Genomic DNA, 17,387 nt, shown 5'->3' with positions numbered 1-17,387 from the left:
TCGTCCCTTTCAGTGGTTTCAGTGTTTGACGTTCTTGATCTGGTAGCCGAGGCGAGGGAAATGCACGCGCACCCGCCCTGCCCGCTCGTCCTCGCGCTCGATGACGGCCTCGTCGAGACTCAGCCCGACGAGGGCGCCTTCGCAGGGGTCGCTGCCGTAGTCGGTGGCAGCCACGGTGACGCGGGCCCCCTCCTCGAAGCCCAGGTCGGGTTCGACGCGAACGGAGGCGAACGCCGTGCTGCTGCGCGCCACCTCCAGGGCCTCGGCGCTCGACATCGGGGTCGGCCGCCCTTGGCCGAAGGCGTTGACGTGCGTGTACCAGGCGGCGACGCGAGGGAACTGCGCCAGGGTATCGGCCATCAGTGGTGCGCGCCGGAGGTGCCACACCGACTGTGCAGCGGCCACGTCGGCAATGCAGGGCACCGGGCCCAGCAGGAAGGGCCGGCCGTCGGCCAGCAGGGATTCAAGCCAGCGCAGCTGGGTGGCCAGGTGGGCGGCGTTGTCGGCGGGCCCCGGGCGGGCACGCCCCACGGTGAGCGCCGCCCGGTCGGCCGCGAAGGCCTTCATGAACTCGGGTGACTCCCCGGCCATGCGCTGGGCCAGGCCGCCAACCTGCATGGCCAGCGGAATGGCACACCAGAAAAGGGACGAGTCGGCCCAGCTTTCGATGACGTGCTGCAACGGCGAGGCCGCGGCCGGGTAAAGGGCGGGCGCCGGCGCGTGCCGATCGAGCACCCGGCAGATGAGCGCACTGTCGCAGAAGACATCGGCGCCGATCTGCAGGAACGGCGTGCGCCGGTAGCCGCCGGTGAGGGCGACCACGTCGGGCTTGGGCATCATCATGGGCACGGTGACGGCCCGCCAGGCCAGCGACTTCATGCCCATGACCAGCCGCACCTTCTCGGAGAACGGCGAGGCCTCGTATTGGTGGAGAATGAGGTCGTCCATGATCAGACCAGCTTCACGAGCTGCTTGCCGAAGTTGCGACCCTTGAGCAGGCCGATGAAGGCCTCGGGGGCGTCCTCGATGCGCGGTGCGACGGTTTCGCGGTACTTGAGCTTGCCGCTGGCCACCAGGGTGCCCAGTTCGCCAAGCGCCTGCGGCCACACTTCCATGTGCTCGCTGACGATGAACCCCTCGACCTTGAGGCGAGAGGTCAGGATGAGCTGGGGGTTGGCCATGGGAATGGGCTCGCCGTTGTAGCCGGAGATCATGCCGCAGAAGGCCATTCGGCCAAAGGCGTTCATCTGCAGCATCACGGCGTCGAGCACCATGCCGCCCACGTTCTCGAAGTAGCCGTCCACGCCGTCCGGTGCGGCGGCCTTCAAGGCAGCGCTGAGCGAACCGAGGTCGCGGTGCGCCTTGTAGTCGATGCAGGCGTCGAAGCCCAGTTCATCGACCACGAACGCGCACTTCTCGGGTCCGCCGGCGATGCCGATGGCGCGGCACCCGCGTGCCTTGGCCAACTGGCCCACGGCCCCGCCCACCGCACCGCTCGCCGCGCTGACCACGACCGTTTCACCCGCCTTCGGAGCAATCAGCTTGACGAGGCCGTACCAGGCGGTGACGCCCGGCATGCCCACGGCGCCCAGGTAGGCCGACAGCGGAATCCGGGACGTGTCGACCTTGCGGAGCACGCCCGGCTGATTGCCATCGGCGAGCTGGTACTGCTGCCAGCCCCCCATGCCGACGACCTGGTCGCCGGCCTTGTAGTTCGGGTGGCGCGAGGCGACCACCTCGCCGACGGTGCCGCCGATCATGACCTCGTCCAGCGGCTGCGGCTGGGCGTAGTTCTTGCCGTCGTTCATGCGGCCGCGCATGTAGGGGTCGAGCGAGAGGTAATGGTTGCGTACCAGCACCTGGCCTTCGGCAGGCTCGGGCACCGCCACCGATTCGAGGCGGAAGTTCTGCGGGGTCGGCTCGCCGTCGGGGCGTGAGGCCAGAACGATGCGCTGATAGGTGTTGCTCATGGTGTCCTCGTCGAAGATGGGGGGACCGGCAGAGGCCGGTCGAAGGGTCAGTCGGAGGCCTCGGGCCGCTGGATGCGGCGCCCGCCCGCGGGCAGGCCGCGCATGTACTTGAAGGTGCCGGAAGCCTGGGCCACCAGCTCGCCGTTGCCGTCGAACACCGACCCTTCGCAGAATGCGAGGGAGGCGGTGCCGTGCACCAGGCGGGCCCGGGCGACCATGCGCCCGAGGCCCGGGCGCATGAAGCTCGTCTTCATCTCGATCGTCACCACGCCCTGCGAGGACGGTTCCTCGCCCGGCATCGGGCTGCGTGCGGCGTGCGCCATGGCGACATCGAGCAGCGTCATGGTGAGACCACCGTGGGCCACCATCCACGAATTGCACAGGGCGTCACGCACCTCGACGGCGATCTCGGCCTCGCCGCCTTCGAACTTCAGCAGCTCGAACCCCAGGTGCTCGACGAACGGGATGTGACGGGGAAACTGCATGTCGGATCAGCTCCCGTGGATCGCCGACACGCCGCCGTCCACCGCCAGGATCTGGCCGGTGATGTGCTTGCCTGCGGCAGAGGCGAACAGGACTGCGGCGCCCTTCAGGTCGTCGTCGTCACCGATGCGGCCGAGCGGCGCATTGCCGGCCAGCTTGTCGGCGCCGACGCGCGAGATGGTGCCCGCGGTCATCTTGCTCGGGAACATGCCGGGTGCGAGCGCGTTGACGTTGATGTTGTGACGGCCCCATTCACCAGCCAGGGTGCGGGTGAAGTTGACCACGGCACCCTTGCTCGTGCCGTAGGCGATGTACTGGATTTCCTTGGAGGCGCCCGACAGGCCGGCGATGGACGCCACGTTGATGATGCGGCCCTGGCGGCGGGGAATCATGCTCAGGCGGCCGACCGCCTGGCTCATCAGGAAGACGCTGCGGATGTTCAGGTTCATCACCTTGTCCCAGGCTTCCAGCGGATAGTCCTCGGCCGGCGCGCCCCAGGTGGCGCCCGCGTTGTTGACGAGGATGTCGATTTCCCCGAGGGCCGCGTGTGCCTCGCGGGCGACGCGCTGGATGTCGTCGGGCTGGCTGGCGTCGGCGGCGATCCACTTCGCATCGATGCCGCGGGATGCCAGGTGGGCAGCGGATTCTTCCAGGTCGGCCGCCTTGCGGGACGTCAGCATCACGCGGGCGCCGGCCTCGCCGAGCGCCTCGGCGATCTGCAGGCCGAGGCCTCGCGAGCCGCCAGTGACGAGTGCGGTCTTGCCGCTGAGGTCGAACAGGTTCTTGAGGGGTGTGCTCATGGTTTCTCCAGGGTCGTCGATGTGGACGGATTTGTCTGTCGCGGGGGTGCCAGCGTGTTGAAGAACGCCTCGGCCGACCACGGCCGCCCGAGGAAGCGCTGCATCAGCAGGTCGGGCGCCGCCTGGCCCCCGGGGGCAAGGATGGTCTCGCGGTAACGCCGGCCGGTGTCGGCCGACAAGCGGTCGGCAGCGAAGGCGGTGCGCAGGTCCTCGGCGAGGACGAGGCTCCAGAGGTAGCTGTAGTAGCCACCGGCATAGTGGCCGGCAATGTGGCCGAAGCCGGCGGGGAACTGGCTGCCGGCCACATGGCCGAGCGGCGTGCTGCCTTCCATGTCGCGCCACAGGGCCATCGGCTCCCGGGGCCGCGCGCCGTGCAGCGCCAAATCGTAGGCGGCGAAGAGCCGCTGGCGCGCCAGGCGAAGGCCCTTGGCGAAATCGCGGGCTTCGCGGGCGGCGGCCAGTCGCTCAGGCGGGATGCCCGGGCAAGCGGGACACACTTCCTGCACGAGGGCCATCGCCCGCGGGTCGTAGACCCAGTCCTCGAGCATCTGCGAAGGCGCCTCGACGAAGTCGAGCTCGGTGTTCGTGCCGGCATGTGCCGCATAGCGGGTGTCGGAGAGCAGCACGTGGAGCGCATGGCCGAACTCATGCAGCAAGGTCTCGAGTTCGTCGAGGTTCAGTCCTTCGCGGTTGAAGTTCACCACCAACGCGGCCGCAGGCCGCCGCTCGGCACGGCCGGAGCCGGAGCGCACGCCCCAGACCGCCGCGTGGTTGTATTTCCCTTCGCGGGGGTAGAGGTCGAGGTACAAGGTGCCGAGAGGGGTCGAGGTGGCGACGTCGATGGCCGCGTACGCGCGTGCCTCGGGGTGCCATCCAGGCGCCTCGGTTGGCACGAAGCGTACGCCGAACAGGCGTTCGGCGAGGCGGAAGACGAAGTCGACGCCGGTCTCGCCGGGCAGGTGCTGGCGGAACTGCTCCTGGTCGACCGCATGGCGCGCGCGGCGCAGTCGCTCGGTGTAGAACGCCACGTCCCAGCGTGCCAGCACGGCGTCGGGCCGGCCGACATGCGCCGCCTTGGCCTCGCGCAGCAGTGCCAAGTCGGCGCGTTCGCGCTCGGCCACCGCCTGGTGCACGGTGTCGACGAAAGCCGAGGCCCTCGCGGCGCTGCCGGCCATGCGGGTGCGCAGCACCACGTCGGCATGCGAACTGAAGCCGAGCCGTCGCGCCTGCTCATGGCGCAGGCGCGCCAGGCGATCGAGGGTGCGCAGGTTCGCCGCGCCACCTTGGGTCAGGCCCGCGCGCCACATCCGTTCGCGGGCCGCCCCGTCCGAGGCGTATTCGATCACCGCCTGGTAGGTGGGCGCATCCAGGCCCAGCTGCACGCGGCCCGCCGCATCCCGGGGCGCCTCGCGCCACACCGACCCGGGCACGCTGGCCAGCTCCGCTTCGGTGAAGGCCACGCGCCGCGTGTCTTCCAGAATGCGCCGCTCGAAATCCTGTGCCAGCTTCGCCATGGCGCGGGAGATCTCGCGCATGCGTTGGCGCCCCGCAGGTGGCAGCGCCACCCCGGCGTCCACGAAGGCATCGAGCTGCTGCTGGCGCAAGCGGGCGTCGATGTCATCGGCCGGCTCGACGGCCCGCAGCGACCGGTAGATGCGGATGTTCTGCAGGAACGCGGAGGCGAACGCCTGATAGCGGCGTTCGCATGCCTGGGCGGCATCGCGCACCGCGGCAGACGGATGCACTGCGGACAACAGACCCAGCGGGCCCATCAGGTCTTCCTGATGGCGGGTGAGTGCGTCGAGGGCGGTCAGCAAGCCTGAGTCGACCGGGAGAGCCTGCAGTCGCCGCTCGAAGGACCGCGCCGTCGCGAGCGACGCGGTGCAGGCGCGCGCGATGGCGGGCGCGTCCGAGATCGCCTCGAAGCTCGGCGCGTCGGACGGCGGCGCGGCATGGGCCGGGGCCAACGCGCCAGCCAGCAGCGCGAGGCCGAGGGCCGTCACGCCCTGCCCCATGGCCTGGAGCCACCGCCAGGCCGGCATGCCTCAGTCGCCCTTCATGCGCGAGCGCACGTAGATCAGCGAGAAGCCGATCGCCGCGGCCACGCCGCCGCCAATCAGCAGCGGCGTGCCGAGCGACCCGGCGCTGCGCTGCACGGCAATGCCGACGCAGGCGATCAGGAGGCCGCCATAGATGAGGACCCAGGTGAGTGTGCCGACGGTGCTGGTTTTCATGGTCAGGGTGCGAACTGCGAGGCCGGCATGATGGCTCAGAACCAGGCGTCCTGCATCAACCTGCAGGTGTCGTCGCGGGTTTCCACGACCCCGAGCCAGGCGGGCACCTTGGGCAGCTCATAGTGGAAGAAGTAGCGGGCCGCCTGCAGCGCCCCGCGGGCCGCGTCGGACTCGGTCGCCCGCGCGGCGCACACCGCCACGTCGAGCCAGATCCACGCCAGCACCGTGTGGCCGAACGCCTGAAGGTAGGGCGTGGCGTTCGCCAGGGCCTCTTCCGGGACGCCCGTCGCCCAGGCGCCCTTCGTCGCCTTGCCGAGCCGACCGAGCATCTCGCCCAGCGCGGTCGCATGCGAGGCGAGCGCCGGAACGGCCGAGGCTCGTTCGATGGTGGCCATGACGCGGGAAGCCAGCAGCGTCATGCCGCGTCCCTTGTCCATCACCACCTTGCGGCCGAGCAGGTCCAGGCCCTGGATGCCGTGCGTCCCTTCGTGGATCATGTTGAGGCGGTTGTCGCGCCAGTACTGCTCCACCGGGTAGTCCCGGGTGTAGCCGTAGCCGCCGAGCACCTGAATGGCCAGGCTGTTGGCCTCCAGGCACCACTCGCTGGGCCAGCTCTTGGCGATGGGGGTGAGCATGTCCAGCAGCAGGCCGGCGTCGGCGGCCGCGGCCTCGTCGCCGGTGTGCAGTTCATCGACCAGCCGCGCGCAATGCAGTTCCAGGGCGAGCGCGCCTTCGCAGTACGACTTCTGGGCCAGCAGCATGCGGCGCACGTCGGCGTGTTCAATGATGGGGACCTGCGGCCGACTCGCGTCCTTGCCGCCCACCGCGATCGGCCGTCCCTGCGGGCGCTGGCGCGCGTACTCGAGACTGGCTTCATAGCCGGCATAGCCCAGCATCGTGGCGCCGAGGCCGACGCCGATGCGCGCCTCGTTCATCATGTGGAACATGCACTTCAAGCCCTCGCCAGGCTGGCCGACCAGGTAGCCGATGGCGCCCGGCTTGCCCCTGACCGGGTAGCGTCCCTCGCCGAAGTTGAGCAACGTGTTCGGGATGCCGCGGTAGCCGAGCTTGTGGTTCAGGCCGGCCAGGGCCACGTCGTTGCGCTCACCCGTGAGGCTGCCATCGGTCGCGACGAGCCTCTTGGGCACGATGAAGAGCGAGATGCCCCGCACCCCCGGAACGAGTTGCCCGTCGGGACCCGGGATCTTGGCCAGCACGAGGTGGACGATGTTCTCGGTCAGCTCGTGTTCGCCATTGGAGATCCACATCTTGTTCCCGCGCAGTCGATGGCGAGGGCCGAGCGGGTCGGTGGCACTGCCCTCGCCGTCCGGTTCGGCGCGGGTGAGGATGTCCGACAGGCTGGAGCCCGCCTGTGGCTCCGACAGGCACATCGTGCCGAAGAAGCGACCCGAGAACTCATTGCGCGCGAACACCTCGCGCTGCATCGGCGTGCCATGCGCCATGAGCAGGTTGGCGTTGCCGCTGGTAAGCATGCCGCCCCCGCCCAGGCCGATGCTGGCCTTGGAGAAGAAGCTGTTGGCGGCCATTTCGACGACGCACGGCAGCTGCATGCCGCCGATCTCGTAGTCCTGGGCAGCGGCCAGCATGCCCGACTCGACATAGGCGCGGGCGGCATCGTGTGCGGCCTGCGGCTGGATGACGCGCTCGCCGTCGAAGTGCGGCTCCTCGGTGTCGGCCAGGCGATTGAAGGGCAGGAACTTGTCGCGGGCGATGCGCTCGCAGGTGTCGAAGACGGAAGAGAAGGTCTCGCGGGAATGGTCCGAGAACCGGGGTCGCGACGACAGCGCGCCAACGTCCAGCCAGTCGTTCAGGAGGAATTCGAGGGTGTCGCGGTAGCTCATGTCGATCGGCTCCGTTCAGGGAAGGTTGAGGTAGGCGCCCTGGGTGGCGCCGTGGCGGGTGCGGGCGTCGTAGGCCCGGTCACGCGCGAGGTGGTCATCGATCAGGATCTGCGCCGCGGCATCCACCTGCGCGCGCAGGTGCTCACAGGTGGCCGCCTGCATGGCCCCCAGGTCGGACTTGAGCGCCCGGGTGAGCGACTCGCCCGTGGCGATGTGGCCCTCTTCGTGGGCCATCAGCGCGGACTGGTACCGCGCCCAGGTTTCCCGAAGCGCCGGTGTGGCGCGATGCGCGTCCACCCAGCGCGGCATCAGGATGCGGCCGCGGACCGACGTGCTCACCGAGGTCACCCGGCAGCCACCGCCCTGGGGTGCATAGCGGTAGCGGTAGTCGAAGTGCCAGTTCGTCATGCCGTGGAAGCCTTGAGGGCCGCGACGGGCCAGGTCCTCGAGCAGGGCCGGTCCGTCGTGCCCGCGCACGTCGTAGTGCTCGACGACCACGCCGGACAAGCGCCGGCTGCTGGGTGCGTCGCGCGAGAAGCCGGCCGCCTCGCAGGCCGCGTCGGTGTAGACGACACGGCCGTCGGGCCGGATGCAGCGGTTCACCTGCGCTTGGGCGGCCTGCGGCAGCAGCGCCGCGAGGCTCGCCAGGATCAGCAGGTCAGAGCACCTCGAAGACACCCGCCGCACCCATGCCGCCGCCAATGCACATGGTGACGAGCACGCGCTTGGCGCCCCGGCGCTTGCCCTCGATGAGGGCGTGGCCGGTGAGGCGCTGACCACTCACCCCATACGGGTGACCGACGGCGATGGCACCGCCATTGACGTTCAGGCGGTCCATCGGAATGCCGAGGGTGTCGGCGCAGTACAGCACCTGCACCGCGAACGCCTCGTTGAGTTCCCAGAGGTCGATGTCGGCCACCGTCAGGCCGAGCTTCTTGAGCACCTTGGGCACCGCGAACACCGGGCCGATGCCCATCTCGTCGGGCTCGCAGCCGGCAACGGCAAATCCGAGGAAGCGGCCAAGCGGCTTCAGGCCGCGCTGCTCCGCCAGGCGCTCGTTCATGACGACACAGGCGCCCGCGCCGTCACTGAACTGGCTCGCGTTGCCGGCCGAGATGACACCGCCGGGCATGGCCGGGCGGATGCCGGAGATGCCTTCGACCGTCGTGCCTTCGCGCAGGCCCTCGTCGGCGCTGATCGTGACCTGCTTCGTGCGCAGGCCCAGCGCCTTGTCCACCACGCCCGCGGTGACGGTGACGGGGATCATCTCGTCATTGAACTTGCCGGCGGCTTGGGCAGCGCAGGCCCGTTGCTGGCTCTGGGCGCCGTAGGCGTCCATGCGGTCGCGGCCGATCTTGTAGCGCTTGGCCACCTGCTCGGCGGTCTGGAGCATGCTCCAGTAGATCTCGGGCTTGTGCTCGCGCAGCCAGCCATCGGCCATCATGTGGCGATTGGCTTCGTTCTGCACACAGGAGATGCTCTCCACGCCGCCGGCCACGTACACGTCGCCTTCGCCGGCGATGATGCGCTGGGCGGCGGTGGCGATGGTCTGCAGGCCGCTGGAGCAGAACCGGTTGATGGTCATGCCGCTCGCGCTGACCGGCAGACCGGCACGCAGCGCGATCTGGCGGGCGATGTTGCCCCCGGTGGCACCTTCGGGCGTGGCGCAGCCCATGATGACGTCGTCGACTTCAGCGCCGTCGATGCCGGCGCGCTCGACGGCAGCCCGCACGGCGTGGCCGCCCAGGGTGGCGCCGTGGGTCATGTTGAAGGCACCCTTCCAGCTCTTGGCGAGCGGGGTGCGGGCAGTGGAAACGATCACGGCTTGGGTCATGGGATCTCCTCGAATGTCAGGCCGCGGCGCGCGCGGGCTTGTAGATGCTGTTCACGGGCTTGGCGAACACGCGCCGGACCATGGGCTCGAACTCGGACAGGGGCAAGGTCTCGGCCTTCGGATCGAAGGCCGGGTTGTCGTACAGGGCGCAGAAGGCCTCGGTGCGGGCGAAGTGCTCGTGCCCGCGGAAGCGTTCGCGCATGTCGCGGTCGAGCCCCAGGTGATGGAAGAAGTAGTAGCCCTGGAAGATGCCGTGGTGCTGCACCATCCAGAGGTTGGCCTCGCTCACGAACGGCTTGAGGATGGCCGCGGCGATGTCGAAGTGGTTGTACGGGCCCAGCGTGTCGCCCACGTCATGGAACAGCGCGCAGACCACGTACTCCTCGTCCTGCCCATCCCGCAGGGCCCGAGTGGCTGTCTGCAGCGAATGCGTGAGGCGGTCCACCGGAAAGCCGCCGTAGTCGCCTTCGAGCACCTTGAGGTGCGCGAGGAGGCGGTCGGCGAGCGTTCGCTGGAAGCCGGCCGATTCGGCCCGGATCACGGCCCAGTCGTCGGCCGTGCTCGTCTCCATCGAGGTGAAAGTGGCACGTGCGTTCATGGCGCGGGCTCGCAGGTTCAGTTGAAGGTCTTGCCTTCGGAGGCCAGGCGCTGCAGCAGCGGCGCCGGCTCCCAGAACGCCGCGTCGTCATGCGGGTTCTTCGCGAAGCGCTTCATGGCGGTGACCACGTTGAAGAGGCCCTGCGTGTCGGCATAGCACATCGGGCCGCCGCGATGCAGCGGGAAGCCGTAGCCGGTCAGGTAGACCATGTCGATGTCGGAGGCCTTGGACGCGATGCCCTCCTCGACGATCTTCGCACCTTCATTGACGAGCGCGTACACCAGGCGCTGCACGATCTCCTCGTCGCTGATGCGACGCGGCGTGATGCCGAGCGCGGCGCGATGCTTGTCGAGCATCTCGGTCACCACCGGCGAGGGGTTCGCGTCGCGCTTGCCGGGCACGTAGTCGTACCAGCCGGCATTTGTCTTCTGGCCGAACCGGCCGAGTTCGCACAGGAGGTCGGCCGACTTGCTGTAGCGCATGTCGGGCTGCTCGATGTAGCGGCGCTTGCGGATGTACCAGCCGATGTCATTGCCGGCCAGGTCGCCCATGCGGAACGGGCCCATGGCGAAGCCGAACTTCTCGATGGCGCGGTCGACCTGTTGCGGCGATGCGCCCTCGTCCAGCAGGAAGCCGGCCTGGCGGCTGTACTGCTCGATCATGCGGTTGCCGATGAAGCCGTCGCAGACGCCGGAGACGACGCAGGTCTTGCGGATCTTCTTGCCGAGCGCCATCACCGTGGCCAGCACGTCCTTGGACGTCTTGGCACCGCGCACCACCTCGAGCAACTTCATGACGTTGGCGGGGCTGAAGAAGTGCATGCCGATGACGTCCTGCGGACGCTTGGTGAACGCGGCAATGCGGTCGACGTCGAGCGTCGAGGTGTTGCTGGCCAGGATGGCGCCGGGCTTCACGACTTCATCGAGCGCCTTGAACACCTGCTCCTTGACATTGATGTCCTCGAACACCGCCTCGATGACGAGGTCGACGTCCTTCAGGTCGTCGTAGCGAAGCGTGCTGCCGAGCAGGCCCATGCGCTGGTCGAGCTTGTCCTGGGCGAGCTTGCCCTTCTTCACCTGCGCTTCGTAGTTCTTGCGGATGGTGGCGAGGCCGCGGTCGAGCGCTTCCTGCTTCGTCTCGAGGATGACGACCGGCACGCCGGCGTTCAGGAAGTTCATCGCGATGCCGCCGCCCATCGTGCCGGCGCCGATGACGCCCACCTTGGCGATGTTGCGCACCGGGGTGTCGGCGGGCACGTCGGGAATCTTGGAGGCCGCACGTTCGGCAAAGAACACGTGGCGTTGCGCCCGGCTCTCCGGCGTCAGCATCAACGCGCCGAAGATCTCCCCCTCGACCTTCATGCCCGCGTCGAACGGCTTGTTGACCGCGGCTGCCACCGCCTCCACGCATTGCAGCGGTGCGGGGAAATTACGCGACATGGCACCCACGGTGTTGCGGGCGAACTGGAGGTAGCCCTCGACGTCGGCGTGCTCGACCTTCAGGTCACGGACCTTGGGAAGCGGCCGGCGGTCCGCCACATCGGCGGCAAAGGCCACGGCGGCGTCGAGCAAGTCGCCCTCCACGACGCGGTCGAACAGCTTCTGGCCCGGCATGGCGGCCAGTTGCTCGCTCTTGGCCGTCTCCCCGGACACGATCATGTTGAGGGCGGTCTCGAGACCGAGCACGCGGGGCAGGCGCTGCGTGCCGCCGGCGCCGGGCAGCAGGCCGAGCTTGACTTCGGGCAGTGCCACCTGCGTGCCAGCCGTCACCAGGCGGTAGTGGCAACCGAGCGCCAGCTCGAGGCCCCCACCCATGACGACGGAATGGATGGCGGCGACCACCGGCTTCTCACTGCCCTCCACGACGGCGATCACGCTCAGCAGGTCGGGAGCGGCCGAGGCGAGCGGCGAACCGAACTCGCGGATGTCGGCGCCGCCCGAGAAGGCCTTGCCTGCACCGGTGATGACGATGGCCTTCACGGCGGGGTCGTTCTGCGCGCGTTCGATGCCCTCGGCGATCCCCTTGCGGGTGGCCAGGCCCAGGCCGTTGACCGGCGGGTTGTTCAGCGTGATGACGGCGACGGAGCCGCGGGTGTCGTAGGTGGCGGTCATGGGTTCCCTCGGAGGCTGGCGGTGGACGGTTCAGGAATCGAACGATCGTGCGATTCTAGAAAGAAAAATGCCGGCACCTGTCGCACCAGCGACAGCCTGAAAGCGGCGGCCATCGCGGTGATCCAGGGCCGGCATCGCCGGTGCAGCGAAGGCTACACCTCCAGCCACTCCTTGCGAACGGCGGTGTTCGCGCGCAGCGCCTCAGGCGATCCTTCGAACACGATCTGGCCGTGTCCCATCACGTAGCAGCGCTCGGAGACTTCGAGCGCGATCGTGAGCTTCTGCTCCACGAGCAGCACCGAAATGCCGCGGCGGCGCAGTTCCTTCAGGTACTCGCCCACCAGCTCGACAATCTTCGGCGCGAGCCCTTCGGTCGGCTCGTCGATCATGATCAGGTCGGGGTCGCCCATCAGGGTGCGGCACAGCGTGAGCATCTGCTGCTCGCCGCCCGACAGCACGCCGGCCTCGACGTTCTGCCGCTCCTTGAGGCGCGGGAACATGGTGTACATGTCCTCGAAACTCCAGCGCGGCTTCTTCTTGCCGCCCTTCTCGCCCAGCACGAGGTTCTCGTGCACGGTCATCTTGGGAAAGATGTCCCGGTTCTCGGGCACGTAGCCGAGGCCGGCGTGCGCAATCTCGAACGGCTTGCGTCCAAGCAGCTCCTGGTTGTTCCACTGCACCGAGCCCTGGCCGTTCACCAGACCCATGATGGTCTTCACGGTGGTGGAGCGGCCCGAGCCGTTGCGCCCGAGCAGGCTCACGATCTCGCCCGGCTTCACGTCCATCGACACGCCGTGCAGGATGTGGCTCTTTCCGTAGTAGGCGTGGACGTCCTTGAGTTTCAGCATGATCAATGCACTCCCGCGGCTTGTTTGTCGGCCAGCACGGAGCCGAGGTAGGCCTCCTGCACGCGGGCATTGGCCCGCACGGCGTCGGGCGTGTCGAAGGCGATCACTTCGCCATACACCAGCACGGCGATCTTGTCGGCGAGGCCGAACACCACGCCCATGTCGTGCTCCACCGTGAGCAGGGTCTTGCCGACCGTGATTTCGCGGATGAGCTCGATGAAGCGATGCGTCTCGGCATTGCTCATGCCGGCCGTCGGTTCGTCGAGCAGGATCACGCTCGCGCCGCCGGCGATCGTGAGGCCCACTTCCAGCGCCCGCTGCTCCGCATAGGTGAGGTTCATGGCCAGCACGTCGCGCTTCTTCTCGAGCTTGATGCGGACCATGATCTCCTCGGCCCGCTGGTTGGCATCGTGCAGGTTGGACAGGAACTTCCAGAACACGTACTTGTAGCCGAGCGACCACAGCACGGCGCAGCGGATGTTCTCGAACACCGACAGCTTGGAGAACAGGTTCGACACCTGAAAGCTGCGGGCCAGGCCGCGCCGGTTGATTTCGAACGGACGTAGACCGTCGATGCGCTGGCCGTGCAGCCGCACCTCGCCGCTGCTCAGGCCGAACCGCCCGCTGATCAGGTTGAACAGCGTGGACTTGCCGGCACCGTTCGGTCCGATCACGGCCACCCGCTCGCCGGCCCTCACCTGGATGTTGGCGCCGCGGATGATCTCGGTCTTGCCAAAGCTCTTGCGCACGTTGTCCAGCTCGAGCGCGAAGGGCGCGCTCCCCGTCGATTGAGCGTCTCGGCTCATGAAGCCTCCTTGATGCGGACGATGGCCTGGATCTCTTCCTGCACGTGGTCCCAATGTCGTTTGAAATACCGGCGAGCCAACTCGAACGCGACGGCGCCCACGGTCATCACGGCCGCTGCCGCCAGCCAGTGGCCGGCCTGCGTGACGTCGAGCACCATGCCGAAGAAGCGGAACTGCGGGTTCATCTCCGCGTTGATCTGCCGGTGGTACAGCATCTCCACGAGCGCAGCGCCCCCGACCACCAGCAGCGGCGTGGTGACGATCAGCGCCAGATAGGGCTTGAGCAGCCGGCCGAACTTCTTGAAGGCCGCCACCCGCACGTTCATCATCACGATCGACGAGAGGCCGCCGGGCGCGAACATGACGATCAGCACGAACACGATCCCGAGGTACAGCGCCCAGGCCTTCGTGATCTCGGACAGCAGCACGCCCACCAGCACGCTCAGGATGGCGCCGATGATCGGGCCGAAGAAGAACCACACGCCGCCGATGTAGGTGAACAGCAGGTAGGCCGCCGAGGTGAGGCCGCTGACGGCCGAACCCTGCACCAGCTCGAAGTTCAGAGCAAACAGCCCGCCACCGATGCCGGCGAAGAAGCCGGCGATGATGAAGGCGATGTAGCGCACGAGCTGGGTGTTGAAGCCGACGAACTCGACGCGCTCCGGGTTGTCACGCACGGCATTGAGCATGCGGCCGAGCGGCGTGCCCGTGAACATGAACATCAGCCCGGTGCACACGAAACAGTAGAGCGCGATGAGGTAGTACAGCTCGATCTGCGGCCCGAAGCTGATGCCGAGCACCGGCTCGCCGATGACCCGGTTGGTGCTGATGCCGCCTTCACCGCCGAAGAGGTCGGGGAACATCATGGTCATGGCGTAGACGAGTTCGCCAACGCCCATGGTGATCATGGCGAAGGTGGTGTGCGCCTTCTTCGTGGAGACCCATCCCAGCACCGAGGCCACGAGCGCCCCACCGAGGCCGCCGACCAGCGGCACGAGACTCACGGGCAGCGGAAAGCCGCCCTCGCCTGCCCGGTTCAGGGCATGCACCACGCAGAAGGCGCCGAGCCCGGTGTACACGGCATAGCCGAAGCTGAGCATGCCACCCTGCCCCAGCAGCAGGTTGTAGCTGAGGCAGATGATGATCATGTAGCCCATCTGCGAGAGCATCGTGAGGGCCAGGCCGCTCTTGAAGACCAGCGGCGCCAGGATCAGCACGAGCGCGAAGCCCGCCCATACGAGCAGGCGACCGACGTTGAGGGGTTTGAATTGGTAGTGTGTCGTGCTCATGTCAGCCCTCGCGCGTTCCCATGAGGCCCTTCGGGCGGAAGATCAGCATCAGGACCATGAGCAGATAGGGCAGCAGCGGCGCCACCTGGGAGATCTTGAGACCGAGCACCGAATAGCCGGGCGTCTCGGTGGTCACCGGAAGGCTGATGCCCTGCAGGACCGAGGCGATGGAATAGTCGAGTGAGACGGCGAAGGTGGTCAGGATGCCGATCAACAGCGATGAGATGAAGGCACCTGCAAGCGACCCCATGCCGCCGACCACCACCACCACGAAGATGATGTTGCCGACCGAGAAGGCCATGCCCGGCTCCGTGGCGTAGGCGTTGCCACCGATCACCCCGGCGAGCGCGGCCAGCGCCACCCCGCCGCCGAAGACCATCATGAAGACGCGCGGCACGTTGTGGCCGAGCGACTCCACCATCTCCGGATGCGTGAGCGCCCCCTGGATGACGAGCCCGATCCGCGTGCGAGACAGCAGCAGCCAGATCGACACCAGCATCACCACCGACACCGCCATCATGAAGCCGCGGTAGATGGGGAACTGGCTGCCGAAGAGCGTGAAGAGCGGACCGTCCAGCTCGGCAGGAATGCGGTAGTCCACCGGCGCGCGGCCCCAGATGAGCTGCACCAGTTCGAGGATCAGGAAGGACAGGCCGACCGTCACGAGCAACTCCGACACGTGCCCGAACTTGTGGACCCGGCGAAGGCAGTAGCGCTCGAACGCCGCGCCCAGCACGGCCGCCACGATGGGCGCCAGCACGAGCGCAGGCCAGAAGCCCACCCAGGAGGAGACCTGGTAGGCGAAGTAGGCGCCGAGCATGTAGAAGCTGGCGTGCGCGAAGTTGAGCACGCCCATCATGCTCATGATGAGCGTGAGCCCCGAACTCAGCAGGAACAGCAACAGCCCGTAGCTGATGCCGTTCAAGAGCGATATGGTGAAGAACTCCATCCCATCCCCAGTCGACAAGGTTTAGAAAACTCGCCACGGGCCCGAAAGCCCATGCATACAGGTGCGCGCGGCATTTTTCGAAAGACGCGCCTATTGTCCACGCGGGAGATGTCCGTCGTGGCAGGGAATTTGTCTTTCATGCACGAACCGGGGGGGTGTCGCAGCAAAGCCGCGACACCCGACCCGTCCCCGGACGGGCGCCGCGCAGCCCGCGTGGCGGCAAGGCCGTCACGCGAAGCGAAATAGGCAAGCGAAAGAAGGCCTGGCGGCGCGCAGCCGCCAGGCCTTGCACTCAGACCTCAGCTCAGGCCGGGCGCTTCATCTGGCAGGTGGTGGGCGTGCTCGAGATGTACGACTCGAAGGTCTTCTCGAGGGTCCAGGTGTTGCCGGTCTTCTCGACGTTGATGTTGTTCTTCGCGTCCATCTTGTTCCAGGTCGCCAGGTAGAGCGGCTGCTGGAGCTGGTGGTCGGTCGCGCGCATGGTGACATCGCCGGTGAAGCTCTTGAACGTCAGGTTCTCGAGCGCCTTGGCAACCTTCACCGGGTCGGTGGACTTGGCCTTGGCCATGGCCAGCGGCAGCGACTTGAAGATGTTGTACGCCGGCGAAGTGGCGAAGGATTCGTTCGGGAACTTGGCGTTGAATGCCTTGAACAGCGTCTGGTACTCCGGCGCCTGCAGGTTCGTGAAGGTCGGGTACACGAACTTGATCTTGCCGAGCCCGGTATCGCCGATGGCGGTCGGCGTGCCGGCGGCGCCTGCGTAGTACGTGTAGAAGGCCACATCCAGGCCGGCGTCCTTGGCGGCCTTGAAGACCAGCGACAGGTCATTGCCGAAGTTGCCGGTGATGACGGTGTCAGCGCCCGCCGCCTTGATCTTGGCGATGTACGGGGCGAAGTCCTTCACCTGGCCGAAGGGGTGGAGCTCCTCGCCGACGATCTGCACGTTCGGCGCCTTGCGGCCGAGAATTTCCTTGGCGTACTTGGTGACCTGGTGGCCGTGGCCGTAGTTCTGGTTCAGCAGGTACACCTTCTTGACGTTCTTGTCGTCCTTGATGGCGGTGCCGATGGCTTCCATCTTCATCACGGTGTTGGCGTCGTAGCTGAAGTGCCAGAAGCTGCACTTGCTGTTGGTCAGGTCGGGGTCGACGGCGGCGTAGTTCAGGAAGACGACTTCCTTGCCGGGGTTGCGCTGGTTGTGTTTGTTGATGGCGTCGATCAGGGCACCGGCCACGCCGGAGCCGCTGCCACCCTGGACGACATAGCGAATGTCCTGGTCGATGGCCGCCTTCAGCACGTTCAGGCTTTCGGGGCCCGACATCTTGTTGTCGAAGGGCACGATCTCGAACTTCACGCCGGCGGGGTTCTTGCCGCCGTCACGCTCAGCCAGGAACTGCAGCGTGTGCAGGATGTTCAGGCCGAGGTTGGCAAACGGGCCGGACTGCGGATCGATCACCGCGATGCGCACCGTCTCGCCCGCCTGCGCGAAAGCAGAGCCGGCGCTCAGGAGCAGCGCGGCGGAAGCGACCGACGCAGCGAGCACGTTCTTGACCAGTTTCATTCGTATCTCCTTGGAAAAAATTCTGCAAACAAGTCACGATAGCCG

Annotated in this window: 16 protein-coding genes; all 16 read right to left on the bottom strand. The window is 67.4% G+C overall.

The window, feature by feature from the left end:
• Positions 1 to 18: 18 nt before the first annotated feature.
• Positions 19 to 948: a glutathione S-transferase family protein gene (locus tag ACSQ2F_RS08165; protein ID WP_436021576.1), complete on the bottom strand. Its 930-nt coding sequence runs from the start codon at positions 946 to 948 to the stop codon at positions 19 to 21.
• Positions 949 to 950: 2 nt separating this feature from the next.
• Positions 951 to 1,970, bottom strand: a complete 1,020-nt coding sequence (locus ACSQ2F_RS08160) for an NADP-dependent oxidoreductase (RefSeq protein ID WP_436021574.1) — start codon at positions 1,968 to 1,970, stop codon at positions 951 to 953.
• Positions 1,971 to 2,017: 47 nt separating this feature from the next.
• A complete protein-coding gene (locus ACSQ2F_RS08155; RefSeq protein WP_436021572.1) occupies positions 2,018 to 2,455 on the bottom strand; it encodes a PaaI family thioesterase in 438 nt (145 codons plus the stop codon).
• 6 nt (positions 2,456 to 2,461) lie between these two features.
• Positions 2,462 to 3,253 (bottom strand): SDR family oxidoreductase, encoded by a 792-nt coding sequence (locus ACSQ2F_RS08150; RefSeq protein WP_436021570.1) that lies wholly within the window; start codon positions 3,251 to 3,253, stop codon positions 2,462 to 2,464.
• Positions 3,250 to 5,295 (bottom strand): M3 family metallopeptidase, encoded by a 2,046-nt coding sequence (locus ACSQ2F_RS08145; RefSeq protein ID WP_436021568.1) that lies wholly within the window; start codon positions 5,293 to 5,295, stop codon positions 3,250 to 3,252. The genes ACSQ2F_RS08150 and ACSQ2F_RS08145 overlap by 4 nt, the downstream gene beginning before the upstream one ends.
• 3 nt (positions 5,296 to 5,298) lie before the next feature.
• A complete protein-coding gene (locus ACSQ2F_RS08140) occupies positions 5,299 to 5,487 on the bottom strand; it encodes a hypothetical protein (protein ID WP_436021566.1) in 189 nt (62 codons plus the stop codon).
• 35 nt (positions 5,488 to 5,522) lie between these two features.
• Positions 5,523 to 7,349: an acyl-CoA dehydrogenase gene (locus ACSQ2F_RS08135; RefSeq protein WP_436021564.1), complete on the bottom strand. Its 1,827-nt coding sequence runs from the start codon at positions 7,347 to 7,349 to the stop codon at positions 5,523 to 5,525.
• 15 nt (positions 7,350 to 7,364) lie between these two features.
• Entirely contained in the window at positions 7,365 to 8,027 is a 663-nt protein-coding gene (locus tag ACSQ2F_RS08130) for a DUF922 domain-containing protein (RefSeq protein WP_436021562.1), read from the bottom strand.
• The gene (locus ACSQ2F_RS08125; RefSeq protein WP_436021560.1) at positions 8,008 to 9,183 is read right to left on the bottom strand and encodes an acetyl-CoA C-acyltransferase; all 1,176 of its coding nucleotides are present in this window, start codon (positions 9,181 to 9,183) and stop codon (positions 8,008 to 8,010) included. The genes ACSQ2F_RS08130 and ACSQ2F_RS08125 overlap by 20 nt, the downstream gene beginning before the upstream one ends.
• 16 nt (positions 9,184 to 9,199) lie before the next feature.
• Positions 9,200 to 9,781 (bottom strand): HD domain-containing protein, encoded by a 582-nt coding sequence (locus tag ACSQ2F_RS08120; RefSeq protein WP_436021558.1) that lies wholly within the window; start codon positions 9,779 to 9,781, stop codon positions 9,200 to 9,202.
• Positions 9,782 to 9,798: 17 nt separating this feature from the next.
• On the bottom strand, positions 9,799 to 11,892 hold the full coding sequence (locus tag ACSQ2F_RS08115) for a 3-hydroxyacyl-CoA dehydrogenase NAD-binding domain-containing protein (protein WP_436021556.1): 2,094 nt from the start codon (positions 11,890 to 11,892) through the stop codon (positions 9,799 to 9,801).
• Between the two features lie 152 nt (positions 11,893 to 12,044).
• Positions 12,045 to 12,740, bottom strand: a complete 696-nt coding sequence (locus ACSQ2F_RS08110) for an ABC transporter ATP-binding protein (protein ID WP_436021554.1) — start codon at positions 12,738 to 12,740, stop codon at positions 12,045 to 12,047.
• 2 nt (positions 12,741 to 12,742) lie between these two features.
• Positions 12,743 to 13,546, bottom strand: a complete 804-nt coding sequence (locus ACSQ2F_RS08105) for an ABC transporter ATP-binding protein (protein ID WP_436021552.1) — start codon at positions 13,544 to 13,546, stop codon at positions 12,743 to 12,745.
• Positions 13,543 to 14,835 (bottom strand): branched-chain amino acid ABC transporter permease, encoded by a 1,293-nt coding sequence (locus tag ACSQ2F_RS08100; protein ID WP_436021550.1) that lies wholly within the window; start codon positions 14,833 to 14,835, stop codon positions 13,543 to 13,545. The genes ACSQ2F_RS08105 and ACSQ2F_RS08100 overlap by 4 nt, the downstream gene beginning before the upstream one ends.
• A gap of 1 nt (position 14,836) precedes the next feature.
• Positions 14,837 to 15,784 carry a branched-chain amino acid ABC transporter permease gene (locus tag ACSQ2F_RS08095; protein ID WP_436021548.1) on the bottom strand — a complete coding sequence of 316 codons (948 nt, stop codon included), beginning with the start codon at positions 15,782 to 15,784 and terminating at the stop codon, positions 14,837 to 14,839.
• 304 nt (positions 15,785 to 16,088) lie between these two features.
• On the bottom strand, positions 16,089 to 17,342 hold the full coding sequence (locus tag ACSQ2F_RS08090) for a branched-chain amino acid ABC transporter substrate-binding protein (RefSeq protein ID WP_436021546.1): 1,254 nt from the start codon (positions 17,340 to 17,342) through the stop codon (positions 16,089 to 16,091).
• Positions 17,343 to 17,387 lie beyond the last annotated feature (45 nt).

Source organism: Rhizobacter sp. LjRoot28 (assembly GCF_964253025.1).
Lineage (GTDB): Bacteria > Pseudomonadota > Gammaproteobacteria > Burkholderiales > Burkholderiaceae_C > Rhizobacter.
The sequence above is the reverse complement of the archived record's forward strand: the minus strand, read 5'-3'. Positions and strand labels throughout refer to the sequence as shown.